This window comes from Citrobacter sp. VF227 (genome assembly GCF_052950715.1).
The window spans coordinates 665,026-682,372 of the sequence record NZ_JBRFVF010000002.1 but is presented as its reverse complement, the minus strand read 5'-3'; the positions used below and the strand labels follow the sequence as shown (position 1 = coordinate 682,372).

The following is a 17,347-nucleotide window of genomic DNA, read 5'->3' as shown; positions in this document are numbered from 1 at the left end:
TTTCAACCTCACTTCAGATGTTCTGCTGCAGCGAACCGCGACAGCTTTTCCTTTTCCAGCCAGCGTTCTAATTCATAAAGGCTTTGTTGTATCTCTTCTCTGAGTGAAAAATCGCCTGACGGCTGCTGCTCGAGCTCTGCACACATTCTACTGGCAGAGCGCATCCCCATGCTGGCGCAACTGCTTTTTAACTGATGTGCCAGACGTTTTATCTGCTCGTACTCTTGGGCTGCGCGCGTAGTGTCAATGTCATCCAATAAAGGAAGGGTATGTTGCTTAAAGAGCGCTAACCATTCCTGCACCTTTTGCCACCCCATTATCTGGATATCCCCGGCTAATTGCTGGGTATCTAATCGCTCGTTGCTATGGACTGATACCTTCGGGAGAGAGGCATTCCCGTGAAGATAAAGCATAATTAGCCGACTGAGTTCATCCCGGGGAACCGGTTTTTGAATGATGCCGAGAAACAGGGTGCTGGTTCTTTGACTTAGCGTTTCGTCAATGACATGTGCGCTAAAACCGATCAGGTTTAGCGTCGGGTACTCGCGGGTTAACTGCTGCGCCAGCGTGATGCCGTCGATATCAGGAAGATCGAAATCAACCAGGGCGGCATTATACTGGGCGTCTTGCTGCAGTTGCGTTAGCGCGGCAGCGGCATTGTCGACAGCGGTGACTTGAGCACCATTGAGAGTGAGCATTTCCGCGCTGATGCGTTGCGTGAGAGGATTATCCTCAATAAGCAGTAAGCGCAAACCCTGCAACGACAGAGAACGTGGAACGGATTTCGCTACCGGCATCGCACCAGGCCGAAGTGGCAGACGTAAACGAAAGCAGCTTCCGACTCCTGGTGTGCTGGTGACACTTAATTCACCTTGCATCGCCTGCGCGAGGCTGGCGCTGATAGTGAGCCCAAGCCCGGTTCCTCCACGTTTACCGCTTACCTGAACAAACGGCTGAAAAATATCGTGCTGGCGAGCAGGATCAATTCCGCATCCCGTATCTTCAACCTCAATATACCAGTCCTGTTCTTCACGCCGACTACGCAGGATGATGTGCCCTCGATCGGTAAAGCGTAGTGCGTTGTTTAATAAGTTAGTAATGATTTGCCGGATGCGGCGCGGATCGCCGCGCAGGGAATCGGGTATATCGTCGGCAAAATCCGCAACCAGTTTGACCGGGCGATCGGCAACGCGGCCGTGCATGAGCTGAAGCGTACTTTCCAGCAACGGTTTGGGCTCAAAGGGTTCATCGCCGATCGCCACATTTTTTCCGCCCGCTTCGATGGCGGAATAGTCGAGGATATCGTTGAGTATGGTCAGCAGCGACTCGCCAGAGTCGGTGATTGCGTGCAGATTCTCCTGGTGCTGCGCCAGTGCAGGATTCTCTGAGAGCAATTGCGCAGTCCCGAGGATCCCATACAGCGGGGTGCGTATTTCATGGCTCATCGCGGCAAGAAACGCCGATTTTGCCTGGTTGGCTTTCTCGGCTTCAGCACGCGCGTGTCGGTGTTCCGACACCATAGAACGCAGCTCGGCTGTACGAGCTTTAACCTGAGCGGCCAGATGTTCGCGATGGCTATTGAGGGCGTGCACGCTGCCACGAAATGCATCCATCAACCTCCCAATGGTATCCAGTTCGCGAACGCCTGCGGTTTCCGGAAATGGGGAATCAATATCGCCTTCAAGCAAACGCTGTAACGCCTGGGTTTGCTGCGCCAACGGGCGCGTGACTGAGCGATAAACCACGCGCCAAAGAATAATAATCAACAGGCACAATGATACCGCGCCTAACAGCAGCAGCAGCGTTTGCCCGCGCTGGCTGGCCTGTTTGAGATGCGCCAGCCCGGTCTGATTGCGTTGGCCAATGGTTTCCACCAATTGACTGACTTCGCTGCTAAAGCGGGTAAATTGCTCAATATTGTTCTGCGATAAAATCTGTAAGCGGGTGGTGATGTCATTATCCTGACGATACAGGGCCAGCAGCTCGACATAACGGCCAATTGTATTCACGGCATCGGCAACCTGAGTGCGTACCACCGGATCTTCAATGCGTATTTGTCGGCGGTGCAGCACTCTGACTGCAGCATTCAACTGAGTTTCCAGCGCCGCCAGGTTATTCTGCGCCTGGTTATTCCCCAGATTCATCACCATTTGCTGCACGCGAAGCGCGCTCAGCCGCAGTTCATTCATCTGGTTATAATATTCCAGATCGATATCGATAAGCCTGTCGAGAGCGTTTTCTGCCGCTTTACCCTGATGACTCTCAATTAAATCATAAATGCTTGCCTGCGTGGCACCTGCCGAGGTGGCGGCATTGCTGGCCTGACCGCGCGCCATTTCGGCAACGTCGGCGGTAGCCTCAACCAGTTTTTGGCTGAGCTGTTGCTGTTGATCGCGTAGTCTCAGACGTTCACCAACCATTTCTCCCTGATGGCTTAACGACTGGGCGATCTCTTTTTCCTGCTGTTCAATAGCTGAGGTGTCAAAACCCTGTTCGCGAAGGGTTTTTAATAATGCGGTTATTTTCAGGCTTTGGGCGGTTAACATGCGCCCCTGCGCCAGCCACATATTTTCATTATCTGCGGTGGTCAGATTCTGCGCGGAAAACAGTTCCCAGGCGCTGGCTTCGCTGAGCTGGCGCGCCATGTCCATAGTCGGGATCAGGGCCTGGGTATTGGCCTGCTCAACCTGACTGACAAAACGCAGGTTATACCAGCCTACCAGCGTACTCATGAGGGTCAGTGTCGCCATCAGCGCGAAGCCTATCCACAGTCGTTTGGTCAGAGATAAATTCACGGTCTGGTCGCCACAGATTAAAAAGGTTGAGTCCGAAAGAGGAATGCAACTAGGATAAAGCCTTATCAATGTTGAGGCTATCATGCGCGTATTGGTTTTCCTGCTGATCACACTTTTTCCCGGCTTAAGTCATGCGGCCGGGTCCGCACTGCTGCGCTGGCAGGACACCCGGCAGGCAGTCTCGGCGACGCAGACGGACCTTACTGCAAGCAAAGTCTGGAAACTGTGCGCGTTATATCCCAGCCTGAAGGATTCCTACTGGCTTTCCGTGAATTACGGCATGCTTGAGGCGGCAAAAAAATATGGAGTAAGCCTGAAGGTGTTCGAGGCGGGAGGGTATCGCCAGTTCGACACACAAAAAACACAAATCGCCCAGTGCCAGCAATGGGGCGCGGATGCCATTTTATTGGGCAGCAGCACAACGACTTTTCCGGATTTGCAGGCGCAGGTTGGTACGCTGCCGGTTATTGAGGTGGTTAATGCTCTCCACGACGCGGCGGTAAAAGCCCGGGTTGGGGTTCCATGGTTCCAGATGGGTTACAAGCCAGGCCGCTATCTGGTTAAGTGGAGCGCGGGCAAACCGTTAAAGGTCTTATTATTGCCTGGGCCTGATGATGCCGGAGGCAGTCGTGAGATGGTGGATGGATTCCGCCAGGCGATTGCTGGCAGTCAGGTGCAGATTGTGGATGTGGCGTTGGGAGACAATGATATTGAAGTTCAGCGCAACCTGTTGCAGGAGATGCTGGAGCGTCACCCGGATGTCGACGTGGTTGCGGGTACGGCTATTGCTGCGGAAGCGGCGATGGGGGAGAGGCGCAATCAGGGCGCGCCGTTAACCGTTGTCTCATTTTATCTTTCGCATCAGGTGTATCGCGGGCTTAAACGCGCAAGAATCATTATGGCTGCCAGCGATCAAATGGTCTGGCAAGGTGAACTGGCGATTCAACAGGCCATCAGGGTGTTACAAGGGCAGCCGGTGCCGGAAAATATCAGCCCACCGATCCTGATACTCACCCCGAAAAATGCCGACAGCCAGCATATTAAGCACTCGCTGTCACCCGGCGGATTCCGTCCTGTGTATCAGTACACGTCAGCTGCTAAAAAGTAGCCTTCCCCGTGCTGCGTTACCAGTAAATCAGCCCGCAGCTTGTGGCGTAAACGGCGGATCAGTACGTCCACGGTGCGTAAGTCAGGATTGTCTACCCGTCGTGCTGACAGCATGCGCAGTAAACGTTCGCGACTGAGAATTTCCCCTGGATTGGTAACAAAAGCGACCAGCATTTCATACTCGGCGCGGGTGAGTTTGATTGCCTCATCGCCCAGTTCCAGGGTATGGCGGGAAACGTTCAGACAATATCCGGCAAACTGATAGCAGTTGTCTTTGGTCTCCGGTTGCGCCTGGCGGGCAAGGTCGATACGCCAAAGCAAATTTTTCACCCGTACCACCAGTTCACGTAGCTCCAACGGCTTAGTGACATAATCATCGGCCCCCATTTCCAGGCCAACGATACGGTCAATTTGGTCACAGCGACCCGTCACCAGAATGATCCCCACCGTCGAGCGTTCACGCAGAGCGCGGGTTAGCATTAAGCCATTTTCATCCGGGAGGTTGATATCTAACAGAATGAGATCGACTGCGTGCTGCGACATGATTTTACGTAGGCCAGCACCGCTGGCTGCGACCGAGACCTGATAACCTTCCTGTTCAAAATAGGCCTGTAACCGTGCCTGTGTAACGGGCTCATCCTCAACAATGACAATGTGATGCGACATCCTGTTTGCTGTCTCTTTCTGTTCATATCTGTTCACATTGTGCCGTAAGCCATTCATCATGACCAGTGTTGCCGTTCATATTTGCGAAATAAGATCCTCTGTAACTAAACCATAAAAATACAGGGGCTATTATGCGGAAACTATGGAGGGCGCTGCTCAGACCGAGCGCACGTTGGTCAGTGTTAGCGCTGGTGGTCATCGGGATTGTGGTCGGTATCGCGCTGATCGTCTTGCCGCACGTGGGTATTAAATTAACCAGTTCAACCGAATTTTGCGTGAGTTGCCACAGCATGCAGCCGGTTTACGAAGAATATAAACAGTCAGCGCATTTTCAGAATGCCTCCGGGGTGCGCGCAGAGTGTCATGATTGCCACATTCCATCAGATATCCCAGGCATGGTGAAACGTAAGCTGGAAGCGAGTAACGATATTTACCAGACCTTTGTTGCCCACTCTATTGATACTCCTGAAAAATTCGAGGCCAAGCGCGCCGAGCTGGCGGAGCGTGAATGGGCGCGAATGAAGGAGAACAACTCCGCAACTTGTCGTTCCTGTCATAACTATGACGCGATGGATCATGCGAAACAGCATCCTGAAGCCGCGCGCCAGATGAAGATTGCGGCTAAGGATAATCAATCTTGTATCGACTGCCATAAAGGTATTGCGCATCAGCTTCCCGATATGAGCAGCGGTTTCCGCAAGCAGTTTGACCAGTTACGCGCCAATGCAAACGACGACGGCGATACGCTCTACTCTCTGGACATCAAACCTATCTATGCCGCCAAGGGTGATAAAGAACCTGCAGGTTCACTGCTGCCCGCTTCGGAAGTGAAAGTGTTAAAGCGTGACGGCGACTGGCTGCAAATTGAAATTGTGGGCTGGACTGAGAGTGACGGACGTCAGCGCGTGCTGGCGCAATTGCCGGGCAAGCGCATTTTTGTGGCCTCTATTCGCGGCGACATCCAACAGCACGTGAAAACGCTGGAGCAAACCACCGTTGCAGAAACGAACACGCAATGGAGCAAGCTGCAGGCCACTGCCTGGATGCAGAAGGGCGATATGGTCAACGACATTAAGCCTATCTGGGCTTATGCCGATTCGCTCTATAACGGAACCTGTAATCAGTGCCACGGCGCGCCTGAGAAAGAGCATTTTGACGCCAACGGCTGGATTGGCACGTTGAACGGCATGATTGGCTTTACCAGTCTGGACAAACGTGAAGAACGTACCTTGCTGAAATACTTGCAGATGAATGCCTCTGACACCTCGGAAAAGCCGCATGGCGATAAAGGAGAAAGCAATGAAAAATAACGATCTCTTTCAGGCTTCTCGCCGACGTTTTCTGCTGCAGTTGGGCGGTTTGACTGTAGCCGGTATGTTAGGACCTTCTCTGCTCACACCGCGTAGCGCCAACGCCGCAGAGGTGCAGGGCGCTGGCGTAAAAGAGGGGATCCTGACCGGATCTCACTGGGGGGCAATCCGCGCCACCGTAGTTGATGGTCGGTTTATTGAGGCCAAACCGTTTGAACGCGATAAGTATCCGTCAAAAATGATCGCTGGACTGCCGGATCACGTGCATGGTAACGCGCGTATTCGCTATCCAATGGTCCGCGTTGATTGGTTGCGTAAACGTCATCAGAGCGATACCACGCAGCGTGGAGATAATCGCTTTGTGCGCGTTTCGTGGGATGAAGCGCTGGATTTCTTCTACCAGGAGCTGGAACGCATTCAGAAGACCTATGGCCCAAGCGCGCTGCTAACAGCCAGCGGCTGGCAATCTACCGGCATGTTCCACAATGCTTCCGGGATGCTGGCACGTGCCATTGCGCTGCATGGTAACAGCGTGAGCACTGGGGGCGACTATTCTACCGGTGCGGCTCAGGTCATTCTGCCGCGCGTGGTAGGGTCAATGGAGGTATATGAGCAGCAGACTTCCTGGCCGCTGGTGCTGCAAAACAGCAAAACGATTGTGCTGTGGGGCTCCGATCTGATTAAAAACCAGCAGGCGAACTGGTGGTGTCCGGATCATGATGTCTATGAATACTACGAGCAACTGAAGGATAAGGTAGCGCGTGGTGAGATTTCGGTCATCAGCGTTGACCCGGTCGTCACCTCAACGCATGACTATCTGGGCCGCGACAAGGTTAAGCACATTGCCGTGAACCCGCAGGCCGATGTGCCGCTACAGCTGGCGCTCGCACATACGCTCTATACCGAGAAGCTCTACGACCAACATTTCCTTGATACCTACTGTGTTGGGTTTGAGCAGTTTCTGCCTTATCTGCTGGGTGACAGTGACGGACAGCCTAAAGATGCCCAGTGGGCGGAAAAACTATGTGGTATCGATGCCGACACAATCCGTGAACTGGCGCGGCAGATGGCGAGCGGAAGAACGCAGATTATCGCCGGCTGGTGCGTCCAGCGTATGCAGCATGGGGAACAGTGGGCGTGGATGATCGTGGTGCTGGCCTCGATGCTCGGACAAATCGGTTTACCCGGCGGCGGCTTTGGCTTTGGCTGGCACTATAACGGTGCGGGAACGCCGGGGCGTAAAGGGATTATCCTGAGCGGTTTTTCTGGCTCCACCACCGTGCCTCCTGTGCATGACAGCACCGATTATAAGGGCTATAGCAGCACCATCCCGATCGCGCGTTTTATCGATGCGATTCTGGAGCCGGGCAAAAACATTAACTGGAACGGCAAAACCGTCAAGTTGCCGCCGTTGAAGATGTGCGTTTTTGCCGGGACCAACCCTTTCCATCGTCACCAGCAGATCAATCGTATTATTGAGGGCTGGCGTAAGCTGGAAACGGTTATCGCCATTGATAATCAATGGACCTCGACTTGTCGATTCGCTGACATCGTATTGCCCGCGACGACCCAGTTTGAGCGTAACGATCTCGACCAGTATGGCAACCACTCCAACCGTGGCATTATCGCCATGAAACAGCTGGTGCAGCCACAATTTGAAGCGCGTAATGATTTCGATATTTTCCGCGATCTCTGCCGCCGTTTTAATCGTGAAGAAGCGTTCACCGAAGGGCTGGATGAGATGGGCTGGTTGAAACGGATCTGGCAGGAAGGAAGCCAGCAGGGGAAAGGGCGTGGTGTTCATCTTCCGGCTTTTGATGTTTTCTGGAATCAGCAAGAGTACGTTGAATTCGAACATCCGCAGATGTTTGTACGTCATCAGGCCTTCCGCGAAGATCCCGACCTTGAGCCGCTCGGCACGCCGAGCGGTTTAATCGAGATTTTCTCCAAAACCATTGCCGATATGCAGTATGACGACTGCCAGGGGCATCCGATGTGGTTCGAGAAAATCGAACGCTCACACGGTGGACCCGGTTCGCAGCGTTGGCCGCTGCATTTGCAATCCGTGCACCCGGATTTCCGTCTGCACTCGCAGCTTTGTGAGTCTGAAGCGCTGCGTAAGCATTATGCGGTAAGTGGTAAAGAGCCGGTGTTTATCAACCCGCAGGATGCCAGCGTCAGAGGAATTCACAATGGCGATATTGTCCGTGTGTTTAACGCACGTGGACAAGTACTGGCCGGGGCGGTTGTCTCCGACCTCTACTCGCCGGGTGTGGCGCGTATTCATGAAGGTGCGTGGTACGATCCTGATAACGGCGGGGAAACCGGAGCGCTGTGTAAATACGGCAATCCGAACGTGTTAACGATCGATATCGGCACGTCTCAGCTGGCGCAGGCGACCAGCGCCCATACTACGCTGGTGGAAATTGAGAAATACACCGGCAAAGTGGATAACGTGACGGCGTTCAGCGGCCCGATCAAAATGGTGGCGCAGTGCGAATATGTTCCGGCAGAGAAGGTGACGTCATGACGAAACACTCTTCCCTGACAACAGAACAAATGGCCTGCGTGTACGCCTGGCTGGCGCAGCTGTTTTCCCGGGAGCGTGACGATGAAAGCCTGGCGCTTTTACAGTCCAGCGAAATGGCGGATTGGTTCGCGGTGTTAAAAGTTGAACCGTTGCTTGAGGCACAGGTCCTTTTACTGGAGGAAAAAATTGCTGTGCTGAAGGCGCGTGAAGACGCCACTCTGGAACTGGCGGCTGATTTTTGCAGCCTGTTCCTGATGTCGGATAAACACGCGGCGTTACCCTATGCGTCGGCTCATCTTGAAGGCGGGCCGAACTACGGAGTCATTAAACAACTGTTATCCGATGCGGGCATGCAGGTAAGCGATGCGTTTAGTGAGTCAGCCGATCATGTGGCTATTTTTATTGAATTGCTGAGCCATTTGCACTTTTCTCTGGGAGAGTCGGAGCTAAACCCTCAGCGTGTTGATGCGTTACGCAGAGAGACGCTGACGGGGTTGTTACGCTGGTTACCGGACTTCACCGCCAAATGCTGTCGGTATGATGCCTTTGGTTTTTACGGCGCGCTAAGTCAGCTGTTGCTGGCTTTGGTCAGGCTGGATAATCAGAGCTGAGAGCAGCATATCCGGAGGTAATGAATTTGTTGCCTCCGTCGTATTGCTACGTTCACCTTATGTTTTTCACTTCTCTGAAACGAAATTGCCTGTGAACGTGTTAAGGGTACTATCGCCGTACCCTTAACAATCCCGGGCTTACGGAAACACGTCGGCAATTTTCAGCCGGACCAGTCCACACCTGACCTCCTACGCTTTTATTTGAAAATCGCTGAACAGCAAAACAAATTTAACTGGAAATCAGGGCGTTGAAGCGATGACCTCGTTACGTCTGTTCCACTCTCAGTTATTTCCAGGGTCATTCATCTTCGTGAACTGAATGGCATTAGCACATTCGCTCCCATTTTACTCATCTCACCGCACAACCAGCACCGGACATTTCGCATGGCGTACCACGGCTGCTGCCGTTGAACCCAGCAGATAAGTGCTAAAACCGGGTTTATGTGAGGCGATGATAATAAGCTCGGCGTCTACTGATTCCGCCAGTTTGAGGATCTGATCCTTTGGCGGGCCGTAAACGACATGAGTTTGACTCCTGCCTGCAGGAATATTGAACTGCTTAACAATCTCTTCAAGTTTTTCGCTTGCCTTGGCCTGCAGACCACTTCTATCCGGGAATTCAGTTGAATAGGCCAGCCCCAGCGAGGCATAAAACGGAACGGTAGGAATAACGGCTAAAAAGTGGACCTTCGCGGTTTTGGCATGCGCCTGGACCTGTGGAACAACATGGCGGGTTAAATCGGTTTCAGAGATATCAATGGGCACCAGAATTGAGCGATACATATTCACTACCTCCTGTTTGTTTACCTCTCCCCTGAGTGTAGCGAAAGTTGTTTCTGTATAATAAGTGACCAGATCAAGGTTAGGTGCATAAATGTGTTTCAATGAAAGATATGTGCCGCAAATCCTGGCGCGATGTATGTCTGATCAAAACCGCAAGATGAATATTTTCTTTAACACTCACGATTGCTAAATAGTAAAGGGGGGCGTTTTTTACTTCCCTTCATTATATATTTAATTATATAACGAGTATTGTTAAGGGGAGAATTTTATCGACGCTACACAGCCATCCATCTTTTATTCTGATTTTTTAATTATCAATAGATTAATAAACCTTAAGTGTAGATTAAAATTCTGATTTTAAACTAAATTTGGTATTTGCATTTCGTTCTCATTAAATATGCGAGTCCCTTCAAACTTAACCGCATGCTAATTCTCATTTCTCTCTTCAGTTGATGAATATCAATAAGCAGCTGCTTTTGGATAATTATTGTCTACCTATAAAAGGGTATTCGTCTTGTGGGAATAAAAGATGAGAAAAATAAATAAAACAATCCTCTGGACGATGCTGCTGTGCGTTGTTCTGGGGGGCATTATTGTATTGGCTGGGCAATGGACATTACACAAAACTTCGAGCACGGAATTCTGTTTGTCTTGCCATACGATGCAGGCCCCCTATGAGGAATATACCGGCTCGGTTCACTTCCAGAATCAGAAAGGCATTCGCGCAGAGTGCGCGGATTGTCATATCCCGCAAGGGGGACTGGACTACCTGGTGGCTAAGCTGCGGGCCTCAAAAGATGTTTACCATCAGTTCATAACCAAAAAGATCGATACTCCGGAAAAATATGAAGAACACCGTCTGGAGATGGCGCAAACCGTCTGGGCCCAGCTTAAGGCAAGTGATTCTGCGACCTGCCGGAGCTGTCACAGCATGGACGCGATGGACCTTGCCGCACAGAGTGCGGATGCCCAGAAAATGCACAAAATGGGCATCACAGAAAAGCAAACCTGTATTGATTGCCACAAAGGGGTCGCCCACTTCCCACCCGAAGTCAAAATGGATGACAGCGCGCTCAAAGGGCTTGAAGCGCAGTCAGCCTCCACTCCAGCTTCGGCAACTGAGCTTTATGCCGTAAGCAATACCGCGCTGGGCGATCTGGGAACCGTTTACCCGGCAACACAAATGCAGGTTCTGAAAACAACGGACAATACGCGACTGGTTGAGATTCGTGGTAGCCAGATGCAGGGAAGTGAACAGGTCATTTACTACGCGGCAGGACAGCGTTTGATTCTTGCCAGCCTGAGTGAAAAAGGTCAGCAGTCGCTGAAGATTCTCTCCGACTGGAAAAAAGATGATTACGGTAATGCCTGGCGAGATGTCGTGCTGCAGGGCGAATGGAGCGGTTCGGCCCTCGCCAGCCGCGAGCCTATGTGGGATTACGCACGCAAACTCGACAATGTGTACTGCGCGGGCTGTCATGCGCCAATTCCGGCGAATCATTTCACGCTCAACGCCTGGCCTTCAGTGGCAAAAGGGATGGGTGCTCGTACCAATATCAGTGAAAACGAACTGGATATCCTGAGCCGTTACTTCCAGTACAACGCTAAAGACATGAATAAATAAGCGATAAATCAGGAGAAATCATGAAACTCACAAGACGTGACTTTATCAAGACGGCTGGCGCGGCAACCGGAACAATGGCGATTTCTTCGGTGATCCCAATGCCAGCCTGGGCCGAAGGTCAAAATGGCGGAGCGATCCTGACGGCAGCCCGTTGGGGCGCGGTATACGTAGAAGTAAAAGACGGCAAAGTGGTTTCCTCAAAAGGTGCATTGCCTAAGACGGTGCCGAACTCGCTACAGCAAACCGCACCGGATCAGGTCCATACCAATATCCGCGTAAAATATCCGATGGTGCGCAAAAGCTATCTGGAAAACCCGGGTAAAGCGGATGGTAAACGTGGAAACGATCCCTTCGTGCGGGTTAGCTGGGAGCAGGCGCTGAAGCTCATTCATGAGCAGCATAGCCGGATCCGTAGCAGCTATGGCCCGTCCTCAATATTTGCCGGTTCTTATGGCTGGCGCTCCAGCGGGGTTCTGCATAAAGCGCAAACCTTACTGCAACGCTATATGAGCATGGCGGGTGGCTACGCCGGTCATACCGGAGATTATTCAACCGGGGCCGCGCAGGTGATCATGCCTTACGTTGTGGGATCGGTTGAAGTTTATGAGCAGCAAACCACCTGGCCGATGGTGCTAGAGCACAGTCAGGTCGTGGTGCTGTGGGGGATGAACCCGCTAAACACCCTCAAGATTGCCTGGAGCAGCACGGATGAACAGGGGATTGAATACTTTAATCTGCTGAAAAAATCAGGCAAAAGTGTCATTGCCATCGACCCGATGCGTTCTGAAACCATCGAATTCTTTGGTGATAATGCCACCTGGATTGCGCCACATATGGGGACCGATGTGGCGATGATGCTGGGGATCGCCCATACACTGGTGAAGAAAAATCTCCACGACAAAGCCTTCCTGGAAAAATACACCACCGGATACCCGCAGTTTGAAGAGTATTTACTCGGCAAGAGCGACAAAATAGAGAAAACCGCCGAGTGGGCTTCCGGCGTGTGCGGCGTACCCGCTGAGCAACTGGAGAAGCTGGCGGAAATTTTCTCCAGCAATAAAACGATGCTCATGGCGGGTTGGGGGATTCAGCGCCAGCAATATGGTGAGCAAAAACACTGGATGCTGGTAACGCTGGCGGCGATGCTGGGGCAAATTGGTACCGAAGGCGGCGGCTTCGGGTTCTCGTATCACTATTCCAACGGCGGTAACCCAACACGCACCGGTGGGGTATTGCCAGCCATCTCCGCCAAAATTGAAGGCGGGTCATCAGCGGGCAACGACTGGGCGGTTTCCGATGCGGTGACCAGCCTGCCGGTAGCGCGAATTGTTGAAGCGCTGGAAAACCCTGGCGGCAAATATCAGCATAACGGTAAAGAGCAAACTTTCCCGGATATCAAAATGATCTGGTGGGCGGGCGGCGCTAACTTTACCCATCATCAAGATACCAACCGCTTAATCAAAGCCTGGCAGAAGCCTGAGCTGGTTGTCATCTCTGAGTGCTACTGGACCGCAGCAGCCAAACACGCCGATATTGTTCTGCCGATCACCACGTCGTTCGAGCGCAACGATCTGACCATGACCGGTGACTATAGTAACCAGCATCTGGTACCGATGAAGCAGGTCATCGCGCCGCAGTTTGAAGCACGTAGCGACTTTGACGTATTTGCCGATCTGTCTGAGATGCTCAAGCCGGGAGGAAAAGCGGTTTATACCGAGGGCAAAGACGAAATGGCGTGGCTGAAGCAGTTCTATGATGTCGCGCAAAAAGCCGCCCGTGCCCAGCGCGTCGCCATGCCTCAGTTCAATGCGTTCTGGGAGCAGAACAAACTGATTGAAATGCGTGAGAATGAAAAGAACAACAAATATGTGCGCTACGCAGAATTCCGCAGCGATCCGGTGATGAATGCACTCGGAACGCCGAGTGGTAAGATAGAAATCTACTCGAAAACGATTGAAGGCTATCAGTACAAAGACTGCCCGCCGCATGCGTCATGGATTGAACCGGATGAGTGGAAAGGAACGGCGGATAAGGATCAGCTGCAGCTACTGACGGCGCATCCGGCACATCGTCTGCACAGTCAGTTGAACTACGCGTCGTTGCGTAAAGAGTACGCGATTGCTGATCGGGAGCCGGTAACAATTCACCCGGATGATGCGAAAGCCAGGGGCATTGTTGAGGGCGATCTGGTACGCGTATGGAATGCGCGTGGCCAGGTGCTGGTTGGCGCCCACGTCAGTGATGGCATCAAACCGGGAATCATCTGTATCCATGAAGGCGCCTGGCCGGATATCGAAAACGGCATCTGCAAAAACGGCGGCGCGAACGTGCTGACGGCGGATATCCCGACGTCAAGGCTGGCGAATGGCTGTGCGGGGAATACCAGTCTGGTATACGCAGAAAAATTCACCGGTGAAGCACCAAAACTCACTGTTTTTGATGAACCCGCAATCGTCACTATGTAATGGTGGTTGATAAACGGGAACCGAAAGGTTCCCGTTTTTTATTGCTGCTTTGGCAATGTTTACTGTCGTTACTCTGCCAGCACAATGACATCTCCCGTTGCCGGGGCGTCAGATCCCGGTAGCCACAAGCGTCCCCACGAACCGGTGCAATGACAGCCGAGCAGCTTTTCCGGTTGCTGTTGCTTAATAAACTTTCGCGTCCGCCATAGTTTAGCGGGGGAGGCTGCGCGTAAATGGAATCCGCCGATGACGGCGTAAATTTTGTTAACGCCGGTGATGTTTTGGCAATGGCGTACGATATTCTCAATTCCCCGATGCCCGCAGCCGGTAATGATGACTAATCCGCGTTCAGATTTATAAATCAATACGCCTTCATCGCTGATGTAATCCGGTTGAGGCGTTTTCTCACTAATAACGCCATAGGCCTGCGGAGTGGGAACGCTAATTTCCCCGGACCATAAAAATCGATCGCTAATAGCCAATGGTTTGCGGGTGTATTCCATCACAAGTCGAGAGTAGTCGTTATCGCGGGAGAGTTTTTTTATTTTTCGCGGCGTTCCCGCAAGAGTTATTGAGGCGTAACGCTCACAGGCGATTTGAGGATGGCAAATAACACGACTGTTATCCGCAAGCCACGGCACGCCGCCACAATGATCGTAATGGCCGTGCGAAAGCACCACGGCGTCAAGCTGCGATAAATCAACCCCCATTTGCGCGGCGTTAAGTATGAAGCTGTCGTCCGGCCCGGTATCAAACAGTATGGTGGTGGTTTTATCCTGAACCAACAGACTGAGTCCAGGCTTTGCCCGTAATGATTTATCTGCGCCAGTCGCGCGCCGGTTTTCAAGCAATACCGTGAGGGTTAAAGCCACATCTGACTCCAGTATTAAAACGGCATACTTTAGCTCAGGGTTATTGTGAGCGCTGTGATCGCAGCGCTCTTTAGCGTTATCTGTTACTGCACACAGTTTGCCTGTGCGCGGTGTTTTTCCGCCTGCTGCTCATGGGCATAGGAATGACCATTATTCATCGACTGATGTACTACCATCGCTTTTTCATGTTCATTCATTTGTGAGAATGATTGTGCGTGGGGTGACGTTTCTGCTGCATTAACGCCAGCAGAGATAAAAAACGCGATAGCGAAAAAAGAGGATATCTTGTTCATCATATTTCTCCTGTATGGGTTTACGGAAGAAATTATAAAGAGCGAGGACAGTCAGTGACGTGACAGGATTATGACGGTTGTGTCAGAGAATAAGGATGACGCCGAAACGTCATCACCAGGAATTATACTGCGTGCTTGGGTAGCGTCAGAATAAAGCGGGTGGAGCGGGCATCGGAGGTGACAGCCACTTTTCCTTGATGGGCGATGACAATTGATTTCACAATCGCCAGCCCAATACCGCTGCCTTCACCTTTACGCTGGCGTGAAGGGTCTACCCGGTAAAATCGGTCAAAGAGTCGTGGGAGATGCTGAGGGGGGATTGGGGGACCGGGATTTTCCACGACTATCTGGACCTGGCCATCCGCGTCTTTCACTCGCACGGTGACCGACTCGCCTTTTGGCGTGTAGCGCAGGGCGTTTGAAAGCAGATTACTCACCGCCCGGCGTAGCATTAACGGGTCGCCTGAAACCCAGCATGCGCGTCCTTCAAAACGTAAGCCGACCTCGCGCTCTTCTGCCCAGGCTTCGAAAAAGTCGAACACTTTCCCCACCTCATCAGCCAGATTCAGCGCTGTCTTCTCCGGGATTAGCTGATTATTGTCCGCCTGCGCCAGAAACAGCATGTCACTGACCATTTTCGACATACGACCAAATTCTTCGAGATTGGAATACAGCACGTCTTCCAGCTCTTTTTGGCTGCGGGTCTGGCTGAGCGCAATTTCCGTTTGTGTGACCAGATTGGTGATGGGGGTGCGGATCTCATGGGCAATATCCGCCGAGAAATTCGACTGACGTTTAAATACGTCCTCGATACGCTCGATCATGTGATTAAACGAACTGACCAGTTGTTCCAGTTCAATAGGCACAGCCTGCGGATCGAGACGCACATCGAGATCTTTCGAGGTGATATTTTGGATGCGGCGACTGACGTTACGGATCGGTTCATGACCTTTGTACACGGCGAACAGCACGATAAAAACAATCATCATGCTAATTAGCGATGCCGTCATAATCAGTTTGTTTTTCAGGTCGTTAATATAGTGCAAATGAAAGTCTATCGATAACGCCAGATACAGCGTATACGCCGCTTTTCCATCAGCAAGCTGTCCTACCGGCAGGCGAATCATTCGCCAGTTCGACGACGTTTTCTGTCCATGAAGATGTTGGGATGTTTGTAGCGTTGGGCCAGAGATAATAAAAACATCACTGACATGGGCATTTTTATCCGGCTTTGCGCTGGCGATAAATTGCCGGAGATCCGGGGCATTGGGCGAATGAAAAATAGCCTTCTGATTGCTATCTTCCAGCGAAATAATGACGTTCGAGTAACCTGCTACCACGTTTTTTAGCGTTTCCAGACGACGTGATTCTGGCTCATTGGGTTGGTTAATAATTCGCTCCAGCGTGGCGCTGATCTGTTGTAAATCATTAATGTCCTGTTCGGCGAAATGGACCTTAACAGAGTGGATCATTATCCATGCAAAGGCGAAAAATGAAGCGATGGTCGCCAGGCTGATAAAAAAGGTCAGTCGTGTTGCCAGCGAAAAAGGGCGTCGCCATCGTTTACCGCGCATCGGGAACCTCAAGCATATAGCCCACACCGCGCACGGTCTGAATCAGTTTTGGCTCAAAGTCGTTATCAATTTTGGCGCGCAGACGCTTCACGGCGACGTCGATGGCATTGGTATCACTGTCAAAATTCATGTCCCAGACCTGGGAGGCTATCAGCGAGCGGGGTAACACTTCCCCCTGATGGCGCAGAAAAAACTCAAGCAGGGTAAACTCTTTGCTGGTCAGGGTGATGCGTGTACCGCTACGGATGACTTTTCTGCTCACCAGATCAACTATTAAATCTGCGACCTGAAACTGGCTTTCGACGATCACCGCCGCGCCCCGGCGCAGCAGCGTTCTGACCCGCGCCAGCAGCTCAGCGAAGGCGAACGGTTTAACCAGGTAATCATCCGCGCCGAGCTCCAGACCTTTAACCCGATGTTCAATGGTGCCCAGCGCGGTGAGAAGAAGAATGGGCATCCCTTTGTTGGCGGAACGCAGCATCCGCACGATATCCCAGCCGTTTACGTCCGGCAGCATGATGTCGAGTATGAGCAGGTCGTAATCGCCGGTCATCGCAAGATGGTACCCGTTCAGGCCGTTATCCGCTAAATCCACGACAAAACCCGCCTCCGTCAGGCCTTTCGTCAGGTATTCACCGGTTTTTTTCTCATCTTCGACTATCAAAACCTTCATCGTATTCTCCTTCACGCACAGGGTGTGCGGACTTTCAATTCTAG

General features: G+C 52.0%; 13 protein-coding genes. 6 read left to right on the top strand and 7 right to left on the bottom strand.

What is annotated here, in order from left to right; genetic code table 11:
• Positions 1-8 precede the first annotated feature (8 nt).
• Complete coding sequence (gene torS, locus ACU8YC_RS10725) at positions 9-2,795, bottom strand: TMAO reductase system sensor histidine kinase/response regulator TorS (protein WP_446895322.1); 2,787 nt, start codon at positions 2,793-2,795, stop codon at positions 9-11.
• Positions 2,796-2,877: 82 nt separating this feature from the next.
• On the opposite strand from torS, the gene torT reads away from it, so the two are divergent.
• Positions 2,878-3,903: a TMAO reductase system periplasmic protein TorT gene (torT, locus tag ACU8YC_RS10720; RefSeq protein WP_446895321.1), complete on the top strand. Its 1,026-nt coding sequence runs from the start codon at positions 2,878-2,880 to the stop codon at positions 3,901-3,903.
• On the opposite strand, the gene torR is transcribed toward torT, so the two are convergent.
• Positions 3,876-4,568, bottom strand: a complete 693-nt coding sequence (gene torR, locus ACU8YC_RS10715; protein ID WP_446895320.1) for a two-component system response regulator TorR — start codon at positions 4,566-4,568, stop codon at positions 3,876-3,878. The genes torT and torR overlap by 28 nt on opposite strands.
• Positions 4,569-4,699: 131 nt before the next feature.
• On the opposite strand from torR, the gene torC reads away from it, so the two are divergent.
• Genes torC through torD form a run of 3 tightly spaced genes read left to right on the top strand, consistent with a single transcriptional unit; the run spans position 4,700 to position 9,019 of the window.
• The gene (gene torC / locus ACU8YC_RS10710; RefSeq protein WP_151218685.1) at positions 4,700-5,878 is read left to right on the top strand and encodes a pentaheme c-type cytochrome TorC; all 1,179 of its coding nucleotides are present in this window, start codon (positions 4,700-4,702) and stop codon (positions 5,876-5,878) included.
• Positions 5,868-8,408 carry a trimethylamine-N-oxide reductase TorA gene (torA, locus tag ACU8YC_RS10705; protein WP_252837977.1) on the top strand — a complete coding sequence of 847 codons (2,541 nt, stop codon included), beginning with the start codon at positions 5,868-5,870 and terminating at the stop codon, positions 8,406-8,408. The genes torC and torA overlap by 11 nt, the downstream gene beginning before the upstream one ends.
• Complete coding sequence (torD, locus tag ACU8YC_RS10700) at positions 8,405-9,019, top strand: molecular chaperone TorD (protein WP_151218687.1); 615 nt, start codon at positions 8,405-8,407, stop codon at positions 9,017-9,019. Before torA ends, torD begins: the two co-directional genes overlap by 4 nt.
• 354 nt (positions 9,020-9,373) lie before the next feature.
• Here torD and uspF read toward each other — a convergent pair whose 3' ends face one another.
• On the bottom strand, positions 9,374-9,802 hold the full coding sequence (gene uspF / locus ACU8YC_RS10695; RefSeq protein ID WP_187252863.1) for a universal stress protein UspF: 429 nt from the start codon (positions 9,800-9,802) through the stop codon (positions 9,374-9,376).
• A gap of 529 nt (positions 9,803-10,331) precedes the next feature.
• Between uspF and ACU8YC_RS10690 the strand changes: the two genes are divergently transcribed.
• Positions 10,332-11,426, top strand: coding sequence for a NapC/NirT family cytochrome c (locus tag ACU8YC_RS10690; RefSeq protein ID WP_151218688.1), 1,095 nt, complete (start codon positions 10,332-10,334; stop codon positions 11,424-11,426).
• 20 nt (positions 11,427-11,446) lie between these two features.
• A complete protein-coding gene (locus ACU8YC_RS10685; RefSeq protein WP_187252861.1) occupies positions 11,447-13,891 on the top strand; it encodes a trimethylamine-N-oxide reductase 2 in 2,445 nt (814 codons plus the stop codon).
• Positions 13,892-13,959: 68 nt separating this feature from the next.
• Here the strand turns inward: ACU8YC_RS10685 and ACU8YC_RS10680 are convergent, their stop codons facing one another.
• The 4 genes from ACU8YC_RS10680 to cusR form a co-directional block, all read right to left on the bottom strand.
• Positions 13,960-14,763 carry an MBL fold metallo-hydrolase gene (locus ACU8YC_RS10680; protein ID WP_187252860.1) on the bottom strand — a complete coding sequence of 268 codons (804 nt, stop codon included), beginning with the start codon at positions 14,761-14,763 and terminating at the stop codon, positions 13,960-13,962.
• 83 nt (positions 14,764-14,846) lie between these two features.
• Positions 14,847-15,056 (bottom strand): hypothetical protein, encoded by a 210-nt coding sequence (locus ACU8YC_RS10675; RefSeq protein WP_187253028.1) that lies wholly within the window; start codon positions 15,054-15,056, stop codon positions 14,847-14,849.
• A 122-nt stretch (positions 15,057-15,178) separates the two neighbouring features.
• Positions 15,179-16,630, bottom strand: coding sequence for a Cu(+)/Ag(+) sensor histidine kinase (locus ACU8YC_RS10670; protein ID WP_187259397.1), 1,452 nt, complete (start codon positions 16,628-16,630; stop codon positions 15,179-15,181).
• Positions 16,620-17,303 carry a copper response regulator transcription factor CusR gene (gene cusR / locus ACU8YC_RS10665; protein WP_151218692.1) on the bottom strand — a complete coding sequence of 228 codons (684 nt, stop codon included), beginning with the start codon at positions 17,301-17,303 and terminating at the stop codon, positions 16,620-16,622. The genes ACU8YC_RS10670 and cusR overlap by 11 nt, the downstream gene beginning before the upstream one ends.
• Positions 17,304-17,347 lie beyond the last annotated feature (44 nt).